Annotated in this window: 15 protein-coding genes; 10 read left to right on the forward strand and 5 right to left on the reverse strand. The window is 72.2% G+C overall.

Translation table 11 applies throughout. The features are described 5' to 3' along the window. The first annotated feature begins 1 nt into the window (after nt 1). From MUY22_RS18360 to MUY22_RS18380, 5 genes are all read left to right on the forward strand, one after another. Nucleotides 2-2,983 (forward strand): ATP-binding protein, encoded by a 2,982-nt coding sequence (locus MUY22_RS18360; protein WP_247061184.1) that lies wholly within the window; start codon nt 2-4, stop codon nt 2,981-2,983. An 88-nt stretch (nt 2,984-3,071) separates the two neighbouring features. Next, nucleotides 3,072-5,237 (forward strand): magnesium transporter, encoded by a 2,166-nt coding sequence (locus MUY22_RS18365; protein WP_247061185.1) that lies wholly within the window; start codon nt 3,072-3,074, stop codon nt 5,235-5,237. A gap of 3 nt (nt 5,238-5,240) precedes the next feature. After that, nucleotides 5,241-5,846 (forward strand): hypothetical protein, encoded by a 606-nt coding sequence (locus tag MUY22_RS18370; protein ID WP_247061186.1) that lies wholly within the window; start codon nt 5,241-5,243, stop codon nt 5,844-5,846. A 2-nt stretch (nt 5,847-5,848) separates the two neighbouring features. Beyond that, nucleotides 5,849-6,850 (forward strand): C40 family peptidase, encoded by a 1,002-nt coding sequence (locus MUY22_RS18375; RefSeq protein ID WP_247061187.1) that lies wholly within the window; start codon nt 5,849-5,851, stop codon nt 6,848-6,850. 3,871 nt (nt 6,851-10,721) lie between these two features. Then, the gene (locus MUY22_RS18380; RefSeq protein WP_247061188.1) at nt 10,722-10,907 is read left to right on the forward strand and encodes a hypothetical protein; all 186 of its coding nucleotides are present in this window, start codon (nt 10,722-10,724) and stop codon (nt 10,905-10,907) included. Here MUY22_RS18380 and MUY22_RS18385 read toward each other — a convergent pair. Next, a complete protein-coding gene (locus MUY22_RS18385; RefSeq protein WP_247061189.1) occupies nt 10,904-11,848 on the reverse strand; it encodes an AAA family ATPase in 945 nt (314 codons plus the stop codon). The genes MUY22_RS18380 and MUY22_RS18385 overlap by 4 nt on opposite strands. 129 nt (nt 11,849-11,977) lie before the next feature. Between MUY22_RS18385 and MUY22_RS18390 the strand changes: the two genes are divergently transcribed. Both MUY22_RS18390 and MUY22_RS18395 read left to right on the forward strand, forming a co-directional pair. Then, nucleotides 11,978-13,384, forward strand: coding sequence for an RNB domain-containing ribonuclease (locus MUY22_RS18390; protein WP_247063980.1), 1,407 nt, complete (start codon nt 11,978-11,980; stop codon nt 13,382-13,384). Continuing rightward, nucleotides 13,381-14,151 carry a helical backbone metal receptor gene (locus MUY22_RS18395; protein ID WP_247061190.1) on the forward strand — a complete coding sequence of 257 codons (771 nt, stop codon included), beginning with the start codon at nt 13,381-13,383 and terminating at the stop codon, nt 14,149-14,151. Before MUY22_RS18390 ends, MUY22_RS18395 begins: the two co-directional genes overlap by 4 nt. A 52-nt stretch (nt 14,152-14,203) precedes the next feature. On the opposite strand, the gene MUY22_RS18400 is transcribed toward MUY22_RS18395, so the two are convergent. Together MUY22_RS18400 and gabT are read right to left on the reverse strand one after the other, a co-directional pair. After that, entirely contained in the window at nt 14,204-15,631 is a 1,428-nt protein-coding gene (locus MUY22_RS18400) for an aldehyde dehydrogenase family protein (RefSeq protein WP_247061191.1), read from the reverse strand. Beyond that, on the reverse strand, nt 15,628-16,983 hold the full coding sequence (gene gabT / locus MUY22_RS18405; RefSeq protein ID WP_247061192.1) for a 4-aminobutyrate--2-oxoglutarate transaminase: 1,356 nt from the start codon (nt 16,981-16,983) through the stop codon (nt 15,628-15,630). Before gabT ends, MUY22_RS18400 begins: the two co-directional genes overlap by 4 nt. Before the next feature lie 102 nt (nt 16,984-17,085). Here gabT and MUY22_RS18410 point away from each other — a divergent pair, with 102 nt between their 5' ends. Continuing rightward, entirely contained in the window at nt 17,086-18,540 is a 1,455-nt protein-coding gene (locus tag MUY22_RS18410; RefSeq protein ID WP_247061194.1) for a PucR family transcriptional regulator ligand-binding domain-containing protein, read from the forward strand. Between the two features lie 46 nt (nt 18,541-18,586). After that, entirely contained in the window at nt 18,587-18,757 is a 171-nt protein-coding gene (locus MUY22_RS18415; protein WP_247061196.1) for a hypothetical protein, read from the forward strand. 29 nt (nt 18,758-18,786) lie between these two features. Here MUY22_RS18415 and MUY22_RS18420 read toward each other — a convergent pair whose 3' ends face one another. Continuing rightward, nucleotides 18,787-19,494, reverse strand: a complete 708-nt coding sequence (locus MUY22_RS18420; RefSeq protein WP_247061198.1) for a cache domain-containing protein — start codon at nt 19,492-19,494, stop codon at nt 18,787-18,789. A gap of 33 nt (nt 19,495-19,527) precedes the next feature. Beyond that, on the reverse strand, nt 19,528-20,256 hold the full coding sequence (locus MUY22_RS18425) for a FadR/GntR family transcriptional regulator (protein ID WP_247061200.1): 729 nt from the start codon (nt 20,254-20,256) through the stop codon (nt 19,528-19,530). Between the two features lie 112 nt (nt 20,257-20,368). Here MUY22_RS18425 and MUY22_RS18430 point away from each other — a divergent pair, with 112 nt between their 5' ends. After that, nucleotides 20,369-21,790 (forward strand): gamma-aminobutyraldehyde dehydrogenase, encoded by a 1,422-nt coding sequence (locus MUY22_RS18430; RefSeq protein WP_247061203.1) that lies wholly within the window; start codon nt 20,369-20,371, stop codon nt 21,788-21,790. Nucleotides 21,791-21,795 lie beyond the last annotated feature (5 nt).

Consider the following 21,795-nt stretch of genomic DNA (forward strand, 5'->3'; position numbering starts at 1 on the left):
GTTGTTCGGTCGCGGCGGTAGCCGAGGTAAAGGTCGGGACGCACACTCGGGCGCGTGGCAACCGCCCGAGCAGGTCCGCGCGGCGCGGAACGGTTCGGGTGGCAGCAGCACCAAGGGCCGTCGCCTGCCCGGTGAGCAGGCGATTCCGGCGTACACCCCGTCGATCGCGGTGCGCAGCATCGACGGTCACCTGGTCCGCAGCGGGTACGAGGTCTACGCCTGGTACCGGCTGGCGCCGCAGCGCTGGTCGTTCCGCTCCGACTCGCAGCGCCGCGACCTCGTCGCGGCCATCGCCGGCCAGTACGCCGAGCTGCAGGGCCGCTGGCTGCACCTGCGCGTCACGAACCGGCCGTACCCGATCCGGATGTGGGCCGAGGCGCACGTCTACAACGCGCACGGCCGCCCCAACGACGTCCCGGGCGCGCTGTCGTTCGACGACTACCTGATCGGCGAGCAGCAGCAGCTGATGGGCCGCTCGATGGCCGAAAAAGAGGTCTACCTGGGCGTCCAGGTGCAGACCCGGCGGATGGTCGACCGCGCGGTCGAGCGGGCCGCGCCGGTGCTGCGCAAGATCCTGCCCGAGGCCGTCGACGCCGAGCTGACCGCGCTGGACTCCGAGGTCGAGCACCTCGACCAGGTCATCGGCAGCGCCGGGCTGGAAGGCCGGCCGGTGCACGCCGAGGAGATGTCCTGGCTGATGCACCGCTCGTGCTCGCTCGGCCTGCCCGCGCCGCGGAACATGCCCGCGGTGCCCGGCGCGGCCTGGGAGCCCGAGGACCTGGCCAGCTTCACCGACGCCGCCGACTACTACGCCGACCCGTACGCGCCGACCGTGACCGTCCGCGGCCGCACCGGCTCCAACGCCGGCGTCTCGCGCCACCTGGCGATCCTCACCGTCGGGCAGATGCACGGCCTGCAGATCCCCGAGGTCGACGACCCGTGGATCCAGCACGCCGACCGGCTGCCCGCCGCCGTCGAGGTGTCCGCGCGGATCTACGTCCGGCGCCCCGAGGAGGTCGCGGGCGAGCTGGCGCGCCAGATGAACAAGGTGCGCTCGCAGGTCAAGCACTACACCGACGAGCACGAGCTGGAGCCGCCGCAGTCGCTGTCGCGCCAGGCCGGTCGGGTGCTGGAGATCGACGACGAGATGACGTCGGGCTTCACCGCGCTCGCCACCCGCGTGCGCTCGTGGTGGCGGCTGGCGGTGTCCGGCCCGACCGAACGGGACGCGCTGCGCCTGGCCCAGCAGCTGCTCGACCTGTACAAGCCGAAGATCGCCATCGAGCACCCGGAAGCCCAGTACGCGCTGGCGCGGGAGTTCATCCCGGGCGAGCCGCTGGCCTCGGCGGCCTACATGCGCCGCGGCTCGGTCGTCTGGGGCGCGTCCGCGGTGCCGACGGCGACCGCGGAGGTCGGCGACCGGCGCGGCATTCTGCTCGGCGAGACCTGCACGGCGACCCGGCGCCCGGTGGCCTGGGACCCGTGGATGGCCCAGGAGATCCGCGACGGCTCGGGCCTGACCGCGATGGTCGCCGGCCTGGGTGCCGGCAAGTCGTTCCTCGGCGGCGGCATCGTCTACAAGACGCTGCGCGCCGGGGCGAGCTGGACGCTGCTCGACCCGTCGGGCCCGCTGTCGCGGCTGTGCGACCTGCCGGAGCTGCGGCCCTACGCCCGGCCGATCAACCTGCTCAACGCCCAGCCCGGCATCCTCAACCCGTACCGGGTGGTCGCCGAGCCGCTGATCGAGCACTTCATGGACGAGGACGACCCCGAGCGCTCGTGGCGCCGCGAGAAGGCCCTCGCGGGCGCGACGCGACGGCGTCTCGTGCTGGACGTCCTCACCGGCGTCCTGCCGTACGAGGTGTCGCGGATGGCGCAGACCCGGATCGTGCTGCTGCGCGCGGTCCGCACCGTCGGCGGCCGGTTCGACGCCGACCCGGGCCAGGTGATCGACGCCCTGCGGCGCGACTCGAGCGAGCACCACGAGCACGCGGGCGTCGTCGCGGACTTCCTCGACGAGATGCGCGAGCGGATGGCGCTGCTCATCCCGGAGACCGACGCCGACCCGTACGCCGAGACCCGCGACGACCGGCTGACGGTGCTGACCATGGCCGGGCTGACCCTGCCGAAGGACGGCGTCCCGCGCGAGTACTGGACGGACGCGGAGTCCCTCGGCGTCGAGATGCTGAACCTGGCGGCGTGGCTGACCCAGCGGTCGGTCTACGAGAAGCCGAAGGAGATGCGCAAGGGCGTCTGGATCGACGAGGCGTTCTTCCTGTCGGAGGTGCCGACCGGGCGCGTGCTGATGAACCGCTTCGCGCGTGACTCGCGCAAGTGGAACGTCCGCGTGCTGCTGTCGTCGCAGATCCCGGCGGACTTCCTGAAGATCCAGGGTTTCGTGACCCTGCTGGACTCGGTGTTCGTCGGGCGCCTGGACGACGACGACGCCCAGGCGGACGCGCTGCGGCTGCTGAAGGTCCCGGTGGGCGTCGGCTACGAGCAGGTCGTCGCGGCGCTGGGCCGCCGCCCGGGAGCGCAGCAGCGCGGCCTGGAGCGGGACATCGAGCCCCGCCAGTTCATCTTCGGCGACGGCGCGGGCGGCGTGGAGCGCATCCGCGTCGACTTCTCCGGCCCGCACCTGGACCACCTGCGCCGGGTGATGGACACGACGCCGGGCTCGAAGGACGCGGAGAAGCCCCGCCGCCCGGGCACGGAACTGGCCCTGCCTCACACGGAGGAGAAGAAGCCGTTCGTGGCGGCCCCACCGGAAGACGACATCGAGCTGGAGCAGGACTTCGAGCTGGCGGCGGAGCTGGAGGTCGGCTTGGCCGACGAGAACCTGCTGGGCGCACCGGACCCACTGGCCTCGGAAACGGGCGAAGTCCAGGGCGACGTCCAGCAGCCTGCGAACGGCAACGGACACGGCGGGCAGCAACACGCCCGCACGGGCGGGAAGGGCGGCACCGGCCGGGACGCCGCATGACCGCCGCCCGGAGCCGAAGTACCGGTGCCGGTCGTAGCAGCGGCTTCGCCACCGGCGTCGCCGACCCGGCGACCGCGGAGCGTGGCGCATGAGCACCCTGCTGACGTTGGCGGTCCTGCTGTCGATGGCCGCCGGGTGGCACGCGCTGAAGCGGCGGATCAAGGAAGGCCCACGCCGACCGGGCCGCCGCACCCCGAGCCGCAAGGCGACGATGTTCGCCGTCATGCTGGTCCTGGGCCTGCAGGCGATCGCGACGGCCCCAGCGGCGAGCGCGGCGGCGTGCGGTGAGGCGCCGAACCCGGAACGCCCGGGCGCGGGCATGGTCGGTGCCCTCGACCCGCCGGACGGCGTGCACGGTGAGGGTTTCAGCCCGTATCGGGCGTACGGCTACGCCGGCATGGTCTGGGACACGTTCGAAACCGACTGCGGCCCGCTGTCGGGGATCGGCTCGCCGAACTCGGCGATCGACACCTGGGCCGGCAACCAGCTGTTCAGCCTCGGCAAGAACATCGTCGGGGCGACCAACTCGCTGCACTACACGGTTCTGCAGGGCAGTCTGCTCAGCCCGCTCTACAACGCCGTCAAGGCGGGCGCGGACAAGATCTACAACAACATCTACGCCCAGTTGTTTGGCCTGGTCGCCTTGATCATGTCGATCATGATGTTCCGCAACATCTGGCGGGGCGACCTCGCGGCCGTGAGCAAACGTGCCCTCTACGGGCTCGCCGCGGTCTGGCTCGCCGCGTCTTCGCTGGCCCTGTTGCGGTACCTCGACCCGATCGACAACGCGATCGTGCAGACCACGACCAACATCCAGGCCGGCTTCGTCGACGCCGGGCCGCCGACGGCGCCGCCGCCGCAAGATCCGGCGCAGGGCCAGATCTCCTGCCAGAACAAGGGAACCACGGCCGGCCGGCCGACCTGGGACATCCTGCCGACCGACCTGCACTGCCAGATCGTCTACGAGAACTGGCTGCGGGGCGAGTTCGGCTCCGCGACGGCACCACAGGCGCAGCAGTTCGGTGCCCCGTTGCTGGACGCGCGTGCCTTCACCTGGGACCAGATCCAGAAGGGTGGCGACGGCGACGCCGGCCTCGTGGACGCGAAGAAGGCCGCTTACAAGGACATCTCCACGAAGCTCGGCCCCGCCACGGGGTACTTCACCGGCGAGGCCGGTGGCCGCACCGGTGCCGGGTTCCTTTCGCTCGGCCAGGCGCTCGTGTATTCGCTGTTCCAGCTGCTGGCCAAGGCATCCATCCTGCTCGCGCAGGTGCTGATCCGGCTGTTCGCCTTGACCGCCCCGTTGATCGGCTTGATCGCACTGCTCCAGCCGCAGGTTCTCCCCCGCGTGCTCAAGGTCGCCGGGGGAGTGGCGTTCAACCTGATCGTGCTCTCGGTACTCGCCGGCGTGCACATGCTGCTGCTCCAAGCGATCTTCGGTGCCGGGAACTCCCTCAACATGCTCACCCAGATGGTGCTCGCCGGGCTGATCACCGTCCTCTTGTTCATGGTCGGCCGCCCTGTCCGGCGGCTGTGGCAGATGGTCGAGATGTCCGTCAGCATGGTCGGCGCCGCCGTGCCGTCGCCGAGTGGCGGGATCTTCTCCCGGTTCCGGCGCAACAACAATGGCCCGACGCCGCAGGACGCGTTCTGGCAGAACGTGCGCGAGACCGACGACGTCGTCGACGGCGAGCAGCGCGGGCCGATGGGGGCGACCGTCGGTGGGGGGCGGTTCCGGCCGGAGGCGACGATCTTCGCCAACGCCCAGCGGCTCGACAACAACGGCACCAGTGCGTCCCGGCCGGCCGCGGCGTGGTCCGGCGCGTGGCCGGGGGCCATCGGCGGTGGCTCGGCCGGTGCCCTGCCCTCGGGCGGCCGCCCGGGCTCTCCCGTGTACGGCCAGTACAACCCGGCCGGCGGTGACCCCGGCGAGTACGTCGTCGTCGGCGCCGGGGGGCGGCCGACCGTGCGGGGCGAGGAAAGCCGCCGCGTCGACACCTCGCCGGTGGCCGACCGGCGCTGGAACGACGAGCCCGAGCCCGTCGTCGTCCCTTCCGACCTGCGCACGCCCGAAGCCGACTTCAGCGGTTACACCCCGCCGGAAGCGCCGCGGGCTCCGGGAGTGCGGGCGACGCCGCGTCGCGTCGACCCCGAGGTCGTCGCGGGCAAGCCGGTCTTCGTGCTGTACCGGCCGTCGCGGGGCATCGAAGTCCGCGAGGAACCGCGTGACACCGACCAAGTGATGGGGCGGTGACGGATGCCGATCCGGACCAACCGCGGCCGCGCCGCGGTCTACCGCCGCCTGTGGGGCTTTCCGCTGCGCTCGCCGCGCCACCTCATCGGGACGCTGGTGTTCCTGGCCATCCTGGTCACCGTGCTCGGCATCGTGGTGCCCAAGGTGATGGGCAAGCAGCCGGCCAAGGCGTCGCCGCTCGCCCCCGGCACGACCACCACGTCGGTCACGGCGACGCAGCCGGGCGTCGCCGCTTCGGTGCCGACGTCCAACCTGCCGACGCGCCTGTCCCAGCCGCTGGTCACCCCGACGACGGCGGCGCCGAACGGGGACGCCGTCCGCGTCGCGAAGGAATGGGCAGCGGCCTGGGTGAACCACCCGGCGGGCATCACGTCGGCGCAGTGGCTGGAGCAGCTGAAGCCCTTCACGACCGAGGAGTACCTGCCGGTGATGTCGTCGGTCGACCCGGCGAACGTCCCGGCCACGAAGGTCACCGGTGAGCCGACGGTCGGCACGTCCTACACCAGCTCGGTGCAGCTGACGATCCCCACGGACGGGCCGAAGCTCAGCATCACGGTCGTGAGCACCAACGCGGGCTGGCGGGTCGCCGACTACGACCAGGCGAGCTGACCGTGCGGCGGCTGGGGCTGTGGCTGGGACTGGTCGTGTTCGTCGCGATCGGCGCCCTCATCGTCACCGCCGTCGCCGCCAAGGTCGTCATCGACAACCAGCAGGCGCAGGCCCGGGGCGTCTCCCTGACCAGCTGCGACGCCTCGGTCGGCCCGACCCAGCCCGGTGAGGGCGAGCGCGGCACGGTCGACGCGTCGAACCTGGACGACGAGCAGCGCGGCACGGTCGCGCTGATCGTTTCGATCGGCAAGCAGCGGTCGCTCGCGCCGCGGGCCTGGCAGGTCGCGATCCAGGCCGGCATGACCGAGTCGGGGCTGCACAACCTGACCTACGGCGACCGCGACTCCCTCGGCATCTTCCAGATGCGCCCGTCGATGGGCTGGGGCACGTACGCGCAGGTCACCGACCCGACGTACGAGGTCAACAAGTTCTTCGACGTCCTGCTGGCGGTGCCGGACTGGGAGAACATGCGCCCGGGGGACGCCGCGCAGCGGGTCGAGCGCTCGGGGTTCCCGGACCGCTACCACAAGTGGGAGCCGATGGCGGCGACGCTGGTGGAGAACGTCGGCCAAGTCGTCGACGTCGTCGCCTGCGGCACCGGGCTGGGCCAGCTGCTGCCGCCGAGCCAGGCCGCCGCGAAGGCGATCAGTTTCGCGCTGGGTGAGCAGGGGAAGCCGTATGTGTGGGGCGCCACAGGGCCCGGCTCGTACGACTGTTCGGGTCTGATGCTGCGGGCCTACGAGTCGGCCGGGATCATCCTGCCGCGCGTCTCGCGTGATCAGTACCACGCGGGCGCGATGCTGCCGGTGCGTGAGGCGCAGCCCGGTGACCTGCTGTTCCTCGCGAACAATCCGGCGGATCCCAACACGATCCACCACGTGATGATGTACCTCGGTGACGGCAAGGTCGTCGAGGCCCAGCAGACCGGTGTCCCGGTGCACACACGGGCGTTCTCGTTCGATGAGGCCGAAGTGGTGCCGCAGGCGGTCCGGCCCGGCGTTTAGCATGGGTTAAAGCCCCTTGACACGAGCGGGCCGGCGGATGGGCCGACAACGGAACCGATTCACCCGACGTCGCGGCGCCTCCACCAGCAGGTGGCCGCGTACTGGCAGAGGATGAGCACGTGGGACGGAAATTCGGCAAGCGAGGCAAGCCCGGCGGTCCCCAGGACCCCGCGTCGCTGTTCGGCGCGCCCCAGCCGCCGCGGCAGTCGGCTCGCCCCGCCTCCAGCACCCCGCTGGCCGACCAGCTGAGCGTCGGCTACCCCGGCGTCGACGCGGGGTACGTCGTGTTGCCCCGGTCGCTGGCCGAGGGGATGTCGCTGCCGTGGCAGCAGCAGATGGCGGCGCTGCTGGCCCAGTTCCACGCCGAGAACGCGCGCCTGGCGTGGCCGATCTACCGGGTGGTCCCGTCCCGCTACGAAAAGCTGGGTGACCTGGACGAGGAGCAGCTGGCGGAGGCGGGCTACCTGGTCGAGATGGACGCCGACGGCGAGATGGTCTACCGCGAGCGCAGCGGCCGCAAGGTGGAAGACCCGATGAACACGACGGTCCTGGTGTCGAGCCTGGACCCGATCCCCAAGCCGGCGGCGCGACCTCAGGCTCCGCCACCGGGAGCACCACCGCCGCCTGGGCAAGCGCCGGCGGCGATGAACATCGGCCCCGCACCGGTGTGGCGCACGATGCCGCACGGCCAGCCGGGACAGCCGGCGACGTCGGGACAGCCCGTGTCCTCGGGGCAGCCTGGTCCTGCGGTTTCTTCGGGCCAGTCGGCACCTGCTGTTCCCCAGGCCTCCTCGGGCCAGTCGGTTCCTTCTGGCCAGGCGGCTCCGTCGGTTCCCCTAGCTCCCCAGGCCGCTCAGACCCCCTCGGCTCAGGCGGCTCCTTCTGGTCAAGCAGCTCCTTCGGTTCCTTCAGCTGCCCAGGCCCCCTCGATGCCCGCGGCTCCGTCGGTTCCGGAGTACCAGCCGGGGCGTCCGGCGGGCGTCGAGACGCCCGCTGAGCCACGGCCGGGAGCGGCGAGCCGTCCGGCGGGGTTCGCCGAGTCGCGGCCGGAAGGGCCGGGCCGGGCCGAGCCCGAGCCGCCCGCGGGGTCCGGGGCGTCGATCACGGGCCCGTCGTGGGGCCACATGGAGGACGCGTCGCCGAGCCGCCACCGCCCGGAACCCCCGCCGAGCTGGGAGCACCGCGCCCCGGAGCCGGAGTGGTCGGTAACCGCGGAGGCGGACCTCCCGAGCCCGGTGGCCCCCCATCAGACGGCTCGCCACGCGGCCCCGGAGACATCCGAGCCCGCCGGCCCACTACCGCCGTACGTGGGCGAGTCACGGCATGCACCCCCAGCCGAGCAGCTCGAGGTGCCGACAGCGTCCGCGCGGCCTGAAGGCGCCCAGCCGGAGATGCCCGCGGTGAAGTCACCGGCAGCCCCCATCCAGTCGGATCTCCGCCCGCCGGAAGCGGCTCAGCCAAACCTCCCCGCGGAGGATCACCACCCGGAGCCTCCCGCCGAGTCGGCCCCGAGCGAGCCGGCACTGGCCGACCAGCCCGTCCCGGAGCCGGCAGGCGCCGCACAGTCCGGCGAGTTCCACCCGGAGCCCTCGGCTGTCCCAGCGACGAGCGAGTCCGCGCGACCCGAGGCCGATCCGAAGTTGGAGTCACCGGTCGAACCGGCGCCTCTCACCAGGGAGCCGGAACCGACGCCGGAGCCCGAAGCGCCGGTCACCGAGTTTCAGGCCGAACCAACGCCGGAGCCTGAAGCTCCCACGGGGGAGTTCCAGGCAGAGGCAGCATCGCAACCCGAAGCTGCCGCCACGGAGTTCCGGGCGGAACCGGCGCCGGAATCCGAGGCGCCCGCTGCGGAGTTCGGCGCAGAATCGGCGCCGGATCGCGAGGCCCCTGTCGCGGAGTTCCGAACCGAACCGGCACCGGTACGCGAGGCTGCCACGGAGTTCGATGCGGAGCGTGCGTCGGAACTTGAGGCTCCCGCTGCGGAGTTCCGCGCAGAATCGGCGCCGCAGTCTGACGTTCCTGTCGTGGAGTTCCAGGCGGAACCGGCGCCGGAATCTGAGGCGCCCGCTGCGGAGTTCCAGACAGAGGTGGCAACGCAACCCGAAGCTCCCGCTGCGGAGTTCGAGGCGGCACCGGCGCAGCAACCTGAACCTGCTGCGGAGTTCCGGACAGAACCTGCGTCGCAGCCTGAAGCGGCCGCTGAAGAGGCGCAGGCAGAACAGGCCCCCGCGCCCGAGGTGACGGCCCAGCCTGTGGCGTCCGAGCCCGTGGTGCCGGTGGGGTCGTCCGCTCAGCAGGGTGATGAGTCTCGGTCGCTGCCTGTCGAGCAGACGACACAACCCGACCAGTCCGCCGAGCCACCTACGGTCACGCAGGCCGACTCGTATTCCGGTGTGCCCGTCGCGGAGCCTGGCCAGTCCGTGCCGGAACCTGGCCGGCCCGTCGAGTCGACGACGGTCGGGGAGGGCGCGTCGGTCTCGCGGTCTGAGGCACCCGTTGTGGAGCCCGCCGGGCCGGCGACAGTCCCTGATGCCGATCCGGCGTCGTACTCGGACGCGGCCGTTGCGGAGGCTCCTCCGCAGCGACCAGAGCCGTCTGACTCGCAGCTGCCGCAATCCGAAGAGCCACAGGCTGCTCCGGGGGTCGATTTGCCGACCTCGCTCGCCGGCGAGTCCGCTCGGCGGCTTCCCGAGGAGGCTGCGGTGCCGCCTGCCTCGCCCGATCAGCCCGTGACATCGCCGGCTGGTTGGCGACCTGGTCAGCCCGTTGTTCCGCCGGCTGCACCGCAGGCTTGGCAGCCCGGCGCACCCACCGGCCCCGGCTCGCCACAGCCCGGCGGCCTCGTGGTGCCGCACCCGGTGCCTGAGGCCGGTCCGCAGCCTGGGGGACCTTCGCCGCAGCACGGCCATTCCGCTGTACCGCCGGCCGCGGCGTCTTTGCCGCAGCCGGTTCAGCCTGCGGCGCCGCAGGGGGTTCAGCCTGTCGCGCCGCCTCCTGGTCCGCAGCCCGGCCAGCCTCAGCAGCAGTCAAGTCCGGCCGTGCTTCCGACCGCTCAGCAGCAGCCCAACCAGGCCGCACCGCAGCTCGGCCAGCCTCAGCAGCACTCCATCCAGGCCTCGCCGCCGCTCGGTCAGCCGCAGCCGACGCAGGCCGGGCCGCAGCCCGCTCAACCTCAGCCGAACCAGGCCGCGACCCAAGCAGGTCAGCCCCAGCCGCCAGCGGTTCAGCCTCAGCCGCCGACAAGCCAACCCCAGCCGCCGACGGGCCTGTCCCAGCTGCCAGCAGTCCAACCTCAGCCGCCTACGGGCCAACCCCAGCCGCCAGCTGGCCAACCCCAGCCGCCGACGGGCCAGTCCCGGCTGCCAGCAGTCCAACCTCAGCCGCCTACGGGCCAACCCCAGCCGCCTACGGGCCAACCTCAGCCGCCGACAAGCCAACCCCAGCCGCCTACGGGCCAACCCCAGCCGCCCCAGCAGTGGGGTCCTGGGCCAGTCACCGGCCCCACTCGCAGCCAGCCCGCCAAGCCCGTCTTCCCCGGTCCGGAATCGACCCCTCAGCCCTTCCCGGCCCGGCACGCCGCCCCGGTGCGGCCCGTCTTCCCGGGGCCGAACTCCACGCCGCCGCCTAATCCGCAGGCTCCGCCCGTCTTTCCCGGGCGGGAGCCCCAGCCCCTTCCGCAGCCGAGCGCGCAGGACGCCGACACTCCTCCGCGCGGGACCGCCATGCCCTCGCGTGGCTGGTTCGACGAGATCGGTGAGCAGCCCGCCGACCCCGAGGAACCTCAGGAGTTCGGGCCCACCGGGCTGCCGACCGAGATCCCCTACCGGTACAAGCGCTGACAGACTCGCCCCGGGATGCCAGGCTTGGGGACATGGCGAAAGACGCGAACCCGGACCCTGGCTGGTACTACAACACCCGCACCAACCAGGTCGAGCACCTCGAACGCTCCCGCGGCGTCGACCTGCTCGGCCCGTACCCCGATGAGGCCACCGCCCGCCGCGCGCTCGACATCGCGCGGGAACGGACCCGGCAGGCCGACGCCGAAGACGCCGACTAGACCGTCACCTGCGGGCCCAGCACGAACTCGGGGTCCACTTGGGAGACGAGGTCGGCGCCCGCCCACGCCTTGGCGTTGCGCAGGTGGAATTCGACGGCTTGACGCTGGTAGCGCGCCCAGTCGCGCTGCTCGGCGTCGACCGCCGCCTGCATCGCGCACAGCGTCGACAGGTTGCGCGGCTCCAGCTCGCCGATCGGGCGGGTCGCGCCGCGCTCGGCCGCGCGCACGTGGCCCGAAGCCGACATCCAGCCCAGCAGCGCCCCGCCGACCTGCTCCTGCAGGAACTCGACGTCCTCGTCGTCGGTCACCTTGTTCCCGACCACCACGAGCCGCACGCCGAAGTCGCGTGCGTGGTCGGCGTACTGCCGGTAGACGCCCACGCTGCGCACCGTCGGCTCGCACACCAGGAACGTCACGTCGAACCGCGTGAACAGCCCCGACGCGAAGGCGTCGGCCCCCGCGGTCATGTCCATCACGACGTACTCGCCGTCGACGTCGACCAGGTGGTTCAGCAGCAGCTCCGCCGCGCCGACCTTCGAGTGGTAGCACTTGACGCCGAGGTCGTCCTCGTCGAACTGCCCGGTCACGCCGAGGCGCACGCCGCCCAGCTGCCGGAAGCACGTGTCGAACACCGGGTTGTCCTCGAACGGCCTGACCAGCCGCGACCCGCGCCCCGGTGGCGTCGTCTTGATCATCGACGCGGCATCCGGGATGCGCGGGTTGTCGCCGCGCAGGTAGTCCTTGATCAGGGTCATGTTGTCGCCGAGCGTCGGCCAGGCGAGTGCTTCCTCCTCGGTCGCGCCGAGCGCCACCGCGAGGTGCTGGTTGATGTCGGCGTCGATGGCCAGCACCGGCTTGCCGGCGGCGGCGAGGTACGCGACGAACAACGACGACAGCGTGGTCTTGCCGCTCCCGCCCTTGCCGACGAACGCGATCTTCACGGTCGAGACCCTTCCTGGGAATGAAGACGGTTTTCATTACTGACGCGATCAACGTACACCCGACCGGCCCGCGCCCGATCGGGCGATCATCGGCCTTTCGCGGGTTAGGGTTGGGGGGTGCCTCCCCTCGTGATCAGGACACACTCGGCGGGCGGGGACTTCGGCCCCCTTCGTGCCGAGTTTTCGCTGCCGGAGTCCTTCGGGCCCGAGGTGCTGGCCGAGGCCGAAGCCGCGGTCCTGGATCCCCTGGCCGCGGCCGGGCCCCGGGAGGACGCCACGGACCTGCCGTTCGTCACCATCGACCCGCCCGGCTCCAAGGACCTCGACCAGGCGATGGTCGTCGAGCGCACCGCGCACGGCTTCCGCGTGCACTACGCGATCGCCGACCTGGCCGCGTTCGTGCCGCCCGGCGGTGCGCTGGACCGGGAGTCGCGCCGGCGCGGGCAGACGCTCTACCTGCCCGACGGCAACGTCCCGCTGCACCCGCCGGTGCTGTCCGAGGGCGCGGCGAGCCTGCTGCCCGGCGAGATCCGGCCCGCCGTGCTCTGGACCATCGAGACCGACGAAGCGGGCGAGCCGACGGCGACCCGGGTGCGCCGCGCGCTGGTCCGGTCCACCGAGCAGTTCGACTACGAGACCGTCCAGGCCGCCCTCGACGCCGGCGACCCGCACCCTTCGGTGGCCGCGCTGCCGGAGCTGGGACGGCGACGGCGGGAGCTGGCCGTCCGGCGCGGCGCCGTCGAGCTGCAGCTGCCCGAGCAGGAGATCAGCGGCGACCCGGACGGCGGCTGGGTGCTCGCCCGCCGTCCGCGCACCGTCGTCGACGCCTGGAACGCCGAGATCTCGCTGCTCACCGGGATGGCCGCGGCGCGGATCATGATCGACGCGAAGATCGGCGTCCTGCGCACGCTGCCCGACCCGGAACCCGAGGCCGTCGACTGGCTGCGCCGCTCCGCCGAGGCGGTCGGCATCGCCTGGCCGGCGGCCGACACCGTCTCGGAGTTCCTGTCCCGGCTGGATCCCCGGCAGCCCGCGTCGATGGCGATCTACGCCGATACGACGCGGTTGCTGCGCGGCGCGGGCTACACGGCCTTCGACGGCGAGCTGCCCGCGCTGACGACGCACGCGGGCATCGGCGGCGCGTACGCGCACGTGACGGCGCCGATCCGGCGGCTGGTCGACCGGTTCGCGACGGAGATCTGCCTCGCGGTTTCGGCCGATCGCGAGGTGCCGGAGTGGGTCCACGCGGCGCTGACGGACGTCCCGGACCGCATGACGGCGTCGGACACCCTCGCCGCGAAGGTCGAGCGGGCGTGCATCGACCAGGTCGAGGCGTGGGTGCTGGCCGAGCACGTCGGCGGCGAGTTCAGCGCCGTCGTGCTGCGGGCGGACGAGAACAAGGCCGAGATCCTCGTCGAGGACCCGACGGTGATGGCCAAGTGCGCGGGGGAGAAGCTGACCGCGGGCGCGCGCATCGGCGTGCGGCTGACCGCGGTGGACGTCGAGAAGCGGAAGGTGTCGTTCGAACGCGCATGACTTTGACCGACGACTTGGGCGAACCGGTTCCGCTGGCAGGACCGGCTTCGAGGGTCGTGTCGCTGGTGCCGTCGCTGACCGAAGCCGTCGAGGTCAGCGCGCCCGGGCGGCTCGCCGGGGTCACGGACTACTGCACCCATCCGGCTGCTTTGGACGTCCCGCGGGTCGGCGGGTCGAAGTACCCGAAGCTGGACCGGGTGCTGGACCTGGCGCCCGACCTCGTGCTGGCCAACTCGGAGGAGAACCGCCCGGAGGACGTCGAAAGGTTGCGCGCCAACGGGATCCCGGTGTGGGTGATGGCGGCGTCGGCCTCGGTCCCGGCCGCGCTGGGCTCGTTGCGGCGGATCCTGACCCAGGCGTACGACCTGCCGGAGCCGGCCTGGCTGGTCGAGGCCGAGGAGATCTGGCGCGAGGTGCGGCCGGTCCGGTTCCACGCGGTGGTCCCGGTGTGGCGCAAGCCGTGGATCGTGCTGGGCCGCGAGACGTTCGCGGGCGACGTCCTGCGCCGGGTCGGCGTGGCGAACGTCTACGCGGCGTCCGAGGAGCGCTACCCGAGGCCGGACGTCGAGGAGCTGCGCGCGCACTTCGCGGCGGACGCGGACCTGCTGGTGCTGCCGGACGAGCCGTACTTGTTCACCGACAACGACGGCCCGGACCACTTCCCGGACGAGCGGTACGTCCTGGTCTCGGGACGGCACCTCACGTGGTACGGCCCGTCTTTGGTCGACGCGCACGCCGCACTGCTGGAGGCCCTGCCAAAGCCGTGAAGGGCACCTTCAGGGACATAGAGTCCCTGAAGGTGCCCTTCACGGCTTTCGGCTACAGCGTCAGGCCGGTCAGGACCGTTACTCGCTCCTCCGTGAAGTCCGCCATCGCCGATGCCGGGCCTTCGCGGCCGACGCCCGAGTCCTTCACTCCGCCGTACGGCATCTGGTCGGCTCGGAAGCTCGGGACGTCGCCCACCAGGACCCCGCCGACCTGGAGCGAAGAAGACACCGCGAACGCCGTCGGGAGGTCTCGCGTGAACACGCCCGCCTGTAGCCCGAAGCGTGACGCGTTGATCCGCGCCACTCCCTCCTCCACGGAGGCGACGCGCACCAGTGAGACCACCGGGCCGAAGACCTCGTCCGCCATCACCGACGCGTCCTCCGGGACGTCCGCGAGCACCGTCGGCTCGAAGGTCGCGCCCGAACGCCCGCCGCCGGTCAGCAAGCGACCGCCCGCGGCAACAGCAGCGGACACCCACGAGGAAACCCGCGCGGCCGCGTCGTCGTTGATCATCGGGCCGACGTCCACGCCCTCCGCGCGCGGGTCGCCCGTCCGCAACGCCTGCACCTGCGAAAGGACCTTTTCGACCAACGCGTCGTAGACCGAAGTGTGCGCGTACACCCGCTGCACCGAGATGCACGACTGCCCGGCCTGGTACATGGCGAACGTCGCGATGCGCTGCGCCGCGAAGTCGAGGTCCGTCCAATCGGGACAGACGAGGACCGCGCCGTTGCCGCCCAGTTCCAGCGCGACGTGCTTGCGCGGCACGCTGTCGCGGATGCTCCAGCCGACCGGGACCGAGCCGGTGAACGACACCACCGGCAGCCGCGGGTCCCGGACCAGCCGCGACGACGTCTCGTTGTCCACCGGCAGGATCGACCACGAGCCCGCCGGAAGATCCGTCTCGGCCAGGATTTCGCCCAGCAGCAACGCCGTCAGCGGCGTCGCGGGCGCGGGCTTGAGCACGATCGGCGCGCCGACCGCGATCGCCGGGGCCACCTTGTGCGCCACCAGGTTCAGCGGGAAGTTGAACGGCGTGATGCCCAGCACCGGCCCGCGCGGCACGCGCCGGACCAGCGCCAACCGGCCGGTGCCGCCCGGGTCGGTGTCGAGGCGCTGCAGCTCGCCGGAGAAGCGGCGGGCCTCCTCGGCGGCCCAGCGGAACGTCGACACCGCGCGGCCGACCTCGCCGCGCGCCCACTTCAGCGGCTTGCCGGACTCATCGGTGATCAAAGACGCGATCTCCTCGGACCGCTCGCCCAAAGCCCGGGACACGTGGTCCAGCGCCCCGGCGCGGACGTGCGCGGGCAGCGTCGCGAACTCGTCGCGGACGTCGTGCGCGGCCTGCACCGCCGCCTCGACGTCCGAAGTGGACGGTACGAAGTGCGAACCGGCGAGAGAGCCGTCGAAGGAGTGGCGGACGTCAGCCGTAGCACCGCCGGTCACCGGCTTTCCGGCGACCCAGAAGGGGAAAGTCACGAGCGAGCCTCCGTGCGGACAGCGTGCTCGAGGACCGCGAGGCCCTCGTCGAGCAGGTCGGTGGACAGGGACAGCGGCGGCAGCAGGCGGACGACGTTGCCGTAGGTGCCGCAGGTCAGCACGACGACGCCGGCCCGGTGACAGGCCGCCGCGACGCGCTTGGTGAGGTCGGCGTCCGGCTCGGTCGTGCCCGGCCGCACGAACTCCGCGGCCAGCATCGCGCCGCGGCCGCGGACGTCGCCGATCACCCCGGTTTCGTCGGCCAGCGCGCGCAGCCGCGGCAGGACAACCCCTTCGATGCGCTTCGCCGACGCGGCCAGGTTCCCGGCCTTCATCGTCTCGATCGAGCCGAGCGCGGCGGCGCAGGCGATCGGGTTGCCGCCGTACGTGCCGCCGAGGCCGCCCGGCGGGACGGCGTCGAGCAGCTCGGCGCGGCCGGTGACCGCCGCGAGGGGGAGCCCGCCCGCGATGCCCTTGGCCGTCGCGACCAGGTCCGGGACGACGTCCTCGTCGTTCGACGCGAACCAGGAACCGGTGCGGCAGAAGCCGGTCTGCACCTCGTCGGCGACGAACACGACGCCGTTTTCCGTGCACCAGCGCGACAACGCGGGCAGGAAGCCGCGTGCCGGCTCGATGAACCCGCCCTCGCCCTGGATCGGCTCCAGGACGACGGCGGCCACCTGGTCGCCGCCGATCTGCTTCTCGATCCGGTCGATCGCCAGCGCGGCGGCGTCGGCGCCGGACAGGCCGTCGCGGAACGGGTACGACCCCGGCACGCGGTAGACCTCGGGGGCGAACGGGCCGAAGCCGTGCTTGTAGGGCACCGACTTCGCGGTCATGCCCATGGTCAGGTTGGTGCGGCCGTGGTAGGCGTGGTCGAACACGACGACGGCCTGGCGCCCGGTCGCGACGCGCGCGATCTTCACGGCGTTCTCGACGGCTTCCGCGCCGGAGTTGAACAGCACCGACTTCTTCGCGTGGTCGCCCGGCGTCAGCTCGGCCAAGGCTTCGCACACCTCGACGTAACCCTCGTACGGCGTGACCATGAAACAGGTGTGGGTGAACAGCCCAGCCTGCTCGCGGACGCGGTCGACGACGGCCGGGACGGAGTGCCCGACGCTGGTCACCGCGATGCCGGAGCCGAGGTCGATCAGGACGTTGCCGTCGGCGTCGGTCAGCAGGCCGCCGCCGGCGGAGGTGACGTAGACGGGCAGCACCGAGCTGACCCCGGCGGCGACGGCGGCGGCACGCCGCTGCTGCAGCTCGCGCGAGACGGGACCGGGGATCTCGGTGCGCAGCCGGCGCTGCCGGGGTGCCGGGGCCTGCGGCTCGGCGGTGGTGCTTGCGGTCACGGCGTGCTCCTCCGGACGGGGGTGGACGTCCTCAGGATGAGCGGCGACGCGGCTGCCGTCAGCTGGCCGTTCTGGCTATTTTAGGGCGTAGAATTGGCCGTTATGGCACTCACGCTGCGCGGACTGGCCGCCGACCGCCCGCTCGGCCTGCGCGTGCTGACCGGCGACGATCTCCTGGACCGGCCGATCGGCTGGGTGCACCCGACGGAGCTGACCGACCCGCAGGCCTTCCTGGAGGGCGGCGAGCTGCTGCTGACGACCGGCCTGACCCTGGACGAGCGGACGTCCCCGGGTTACGTGCGCCGCTTGGTGGACGCCGGGGTCGCGGGGCTCGGTTTCGGCGTCGGCCTGAGCCACGACGAGGTGCCGCACGCGCTGGTCGCCACCGCCGCCGAGGTGGGACTGCCGGTGCTGGAGGTACCGCGCGAGACGCCGTTCATCGCGATCACCCGCGCGGTCTCGCGAGCGGTGGCGGCGGACGAGTACGCCACGACGGTCCGCATCGGCACGGCCCAGCAGGAACTGACCCGCACGGCGGTCGGCAAGGGCGGCCCGGCGGGGGTGCTGCGCAAACTGGCCAAGCTGATCGACGGCTGGGTCCTGCTCTTCGACCGCACCACCGTCACCGAAGCCGCTCCGGCGAGCGCGCGAGCGTACGGCGCTTCGCTGCGCGAAGAGCTGGAGCGCCTTCGCACGGGCACGCGCGTGGTGTCGGTGGGGGAGGACGAGGTGGTGCTGCAGACACTCGACACCAGCGCGCGACGGGTGCTGGCGGTCGGTACCGCGGTGCCGCTCGACACGGCGGGGCGGCACATCGTGAACACCGCGGTGTCGTTGCTTTCCCTTGCGCTGGAACAGGATCGCGCGCAGGCCGCGGCGCGGCAGGCTTTGCGGTCGGGGCTGCTGGAGCTGCTCGCCGACGGACAGGACGAGCTGGCGTTGCGGGTGCTGACCACGACGGGGGCCGAGCCGCCGGAAGCGCCGTGGTCGGTGCTGGTGTTCGCCGGGGCGGCCGCCTCGCGGCGGAAACTGCTGGAAGCGCTGGAGGGCGAGGCGTTGTTCGCGGCGCGCTGGGACGCGCTGGTGGTCGCCTTCGGCTCGGGCACGGTGGTCGACGTGGTGGCCGAGGCGGCGCTGCGGATCGGCGGCCTCAACGGCGGCGTCGCCGGGCCGGTGGCCGCGGCGGACTTCGCGGCCGGCCTGGAACAGGCGGAGCTGGCGGCCCGCGCGGCGGAAGCCGAGGACAAGATCCTGTTGTCGGCGGCGGAGCACACCGGCCGCGGCCTGCTGTCCCTCATCGATCCGGTGGTGGCTCAAGCGTTTGCCCACGGCCTGCTGGCCCCGCTGCGCGAGCACGACGAAACCGGCCGCGGCGACCTCGTCGGCTCACTGCGCTGCTGGCTGGAGCACCACGGCCACTGGGACACCGCGGCCGCGCGGCTCGGCGTCCACCGCCACACGCTGCGCAACCGCATCCGGAAGGCCGAAGAGCTGCTCGGCCGCGACCTCGACTCACCCGGCGTCCGCGCGGAACTCTGGGTGGCGTTGCAGACCTGAGCACAAACGGTGGGTCGGACGTCTCCTTCGCATGGCCTGCAAGCGCATGGCACTGGTGGCTTCGGTGGTTGTGCTGCTGCCGGCGGCGGGTGGGCTCACGTTCCTGCCCTGGACGGCCAACCACTTCGGTTACGCGCTGCCGGGCGATCGCGGGCTGCCGTACCGCATCCAGCACGCCGGCGAGCCGGTTCGGACTGCTATGTGGGGTATGCGCTGATGGGTGGTCCCTGACCGCCGGCTTCGGACCTAGCGCACCAGCACGATCGGCGAGTCCCCGCACCGGCGCAGCCCCGGCCCGGGCTCCGCGCCCGACGACCACCACGCCGGGACGTCCACCTCGCGCACCAGCGACCCCGTCGCCTGGCGGACGCTGTTGGACACGATCACCCGGCCCTGCGCGTTCAGCAACGCCGCGCCGCGGCCGAGCGACCGCAGCCGCGGGCGGACCGCGCGCTCGAACTCGCGCACGTACACGTCCGCGCCCACCACGCCCGCGAAAGTGCCGGCCGAGACCACCGGGATGGTGAACGTCAGCGTGTACTCGTCGGTGCACAGGTAATCGACGTACGGGCCGTTGATGTGCCGGCGGCCGGTGTCGCGCGGGACCGTGAACCACGACTGGCGCGTGTAGTCCAGGAAGTTCTCGCTGCCCGGGTCGAGGCTGATGAACAACTGGGACGGCGGCTCGCCGGCGGAGCCGGTCCACCACTCGAAGCCGAACTCCGAGTCCGCGAGCACCCGGGGCGCGCTGACGAACCCCGCGCCGACGATCAGGCCGCCGAGGGCCTCGGTGACGGCCGGGCGGATCCGGTGCAACGCCGAGGCGGCCGGCGCGTCGGCCAGCACCGACTCGGCGGCCGCCAAGAGCGGCTTCAGCCGGTCGAAAACCCCTTCCACCAATGCGGAAACGTGCTCGACGACCTCGTCGCCGGCCAGCGTGCGGGTGTCGGTCACGGTGCTCACCTCGATGCGCGGAGTATGCCGAGTTTAGGGGGTGAGCAGGTCGAGGTGCACGTCCGCGAGCCGGTCGAGGGCGCCGAGGAGGTGCTCCTCGGTGAGCTTGCGGGCCAGGTCGCCGTCGGCCGACGCGATCGCCGCGGTGATCGCCGCGTGCTCCTCGTGCGGATGAGCCCCGAGCGGCAGCCACAGCAGGCCGCCCAGCTCCCGTTGCAGGTGCACCTCTTCGTGCGTCAGCCGCGGCGACTGCGCGGCCGCGGCGATCTCCAGGTGGAACTGGCGCTCCGCCCGCGTGAAGTCGATGCCGCGCGCCGTGCGGAGGTCGTCGGTGGCCAGGCGCAGCCGCTCGACGTCTTCGGGGGAGCTGCGCTCGGCGGCGAGCTTCGCGGCGGCCCCGGCGATCGCGAGGTAGTGGTCGCCGACGTCGCGCAGGTCGGACAGCGACACCTCCCGCAGCCGCTCGCGCCAGACGTCCGCGGGCGGGTTGGCCGGCGTGCGGACGAAACTGCCGCCGCTGCGCCCCCGCCGCGTCTCGACCAGGCCCTGCTGCCGCAGCGCCACGAGCGCCTCCCGGACCGTCACGGTCGAGACGCCGAACTGCGCGGCCAGGTCGGCCTCGCTGGGCAGCTGCTCCTCGTCGGCGAGCAGGCCGAGGGTGATGGCGTCGACGAGCCGCGCCGCCACCGCCTCCGCCCGCCCGACCTGCCCGAGCGGGGCGAACATGGCGGAGCGCGCGCTGTGCGACATCCCCTGGCGCATCGTGCCCCTTCGGCCGTCGGAGAACCCGTTCGCACCAATCTTGCCTGATCCACTTGTCCTATTACATATGAACTTATATGTTTTAGCTCCTGTGAACCCCGATGGAGGCAACGTGCAGGAGCTGAAGCACTACGTCGGCGGCGCGTACGTCGAGTCCAAGTCGGGCCGGACGGCGGAGATCACCGACCCGGTCACCGGGCGCCCCTACTGCACCGCGCCGATCGCCGGGCCGGACGACGTCGACCACGCGCTGCGGGTCGCCGCGACCGCGTTCGAGACCTGGCGCGCGACGACGCCCGCCCAGCGCCAGCTCGCCCTGCTGAAGATCGCCGACGCGCTCGAAGCCCGCGCCGACGAGGTCGTGCGCGTCGAATCCGCGAACACCGGCAAGCCGATCGCGCTGACCCTGGCCGAAGAGATCCCGATGGTCCTGGACCAGGTCCGCTTCTTCGCCGGGGCCGCGCGCGTGCTCGAAGGGCGCTCGGCGGGCGAATACATGGAAGGCCACACGTCCTTCGTCCGCCGTGAGCCGATCGGCGTCTGCGCCCAGGTCACGCCGTGGAACTACCCGCTGCTGATGGCCATCTGGAAGATCGCGCCCGCGCTGGCCGCGGGCAACACGATCGTGCTCAAGCCGTCCGACACGACCCCGGCGTCGACGCTGCTGCTCGCCGAGATCGCCGGGGAGTTCCTGCCGCCGGGCGTGTTCAACGTCGTGTGCGGCGACCGCGACACCGGCCGCGCGCTGGTCGAGCACGAGATCCCGGCCATGGTGTCGATCACCGGCTCGGTCCGGGCGGGCATCGAGGTGGCCAAGTCCGCCGCGAACGACGTCAAGCGCGTGCACCTGGAGCTGGGCGGCAAGGCGCCGGTCATCGTCTTCGGCGACGCCGACCTCGAAGCCGCCGCGGAGGCCATCGCCGTCGCGGGCTACTTCAACGCGGGCCAGGACTGCACCGCCGCGACCAGGGTGCTGGTCGCCGACGAGGTGCACGACGAGTTCGTCGGCGCGCTGGCCCGGCAGGCCGAGGGCACGAAGACCGGCAAGCCGGACGACGAAGACGTCGCCTACGGTCCGCTCAACAACGCGGCCCAGCTGGACAAGGTGGCCGGGTTCATCGACCGGCTGCCGGAGCACGCGACCGTCCACTGTGGCGGCAGGAGGGTCGGCGACGAGGGTTACTTCTACGAGGCCACGGTCGTCTCCGGCGTGAAGCAGGACGACGAGATCAGCCAGAACGAGATCTTCGGGCCGGTCATCACCGTCCAGCGGTTCTCCGACGAGGCCGAGGCCCTGGCCGACGCGAACGCCGTCCAGTACGGCCTCGCGTCCTCGGTCTGGACCCGCGACCACCAGCGCGCGATGCGTTTCGCGGCGAAGCTCGACTTCGGCTGCGTCTGGATCAACACGCACATCCCGCTGGTCGCCGAAATGCCGCACGGCGGCTTCAAGAAGTCCGGCTACGGCAAGGACCTCTCGCTGTACGGCCTCGAGGACTACACCCGGATCAAGCACGTCATGAGCGCCCTGTGAGGCTG

Source organism: Amycolatopsis sp. WQ 127309 (assembly GCF_023023025.1).
GTDB lineage: Bacteria > Actinomycetota > Actinomycetes > Mycobacteriales > Pseudonocardiaceae > Amycolatopsis.

Excerpts from the sequence above, each read along its gene's own strand:
- MUY22_RS18395 (WP_247061190.1), top strand. The coding sequence starts at position 13,381 with ATGACTTTGACCGACGACTTGGGCGAACCGGTTCCGCTGGCAGGACCG.
- MUY22_RS18425 (WP_247061200.1), bottom strand. The coding sequence starts at position 20,256 with ATGCGCCAGGGGATGTCGCACAGCGCGCGCTCCGCCATGTTCGCCCCG.
- MUY22_RS18365 (WP_247061185.1), top strand. The coding sequence starts at position 3,072 with ATGAGCACCCTGCTGACGTTGGCGGTCCTGCTGTCGATGGCCGCCGGG.
- MUY22_RS18380 (WP_247061188.1), top strand. The coding sequence starts at position 10,722 with ATGGCGAAAGACGCGAACCCGGACCCTGGCTGGTACTACAACACCCGC.
- MUY22_RS18410 (WP_247061194.1), top strand. The coding sequence starts at position 17,086 with ATGGCACTCACGCTGCGCGGACTGGCCGCCGACCGCCCGCTCGGCCTG.
- MUY22_RS18415 (WP_247061196.1), top strand. The coding sequence starts at position 18,587 with ATGGCACTGGTGGCTTCGGTGGTTGTGCTGCTGCCGGCGGCGGGTGGG.
- MUY22_RS18370 (WP_247061186.1), top strand. The coding sequence starts at position 5,241 with ATGCCGATCCGGACCAACCGCGGCCGCGCCGCGGTCTACCGCCGCCTG.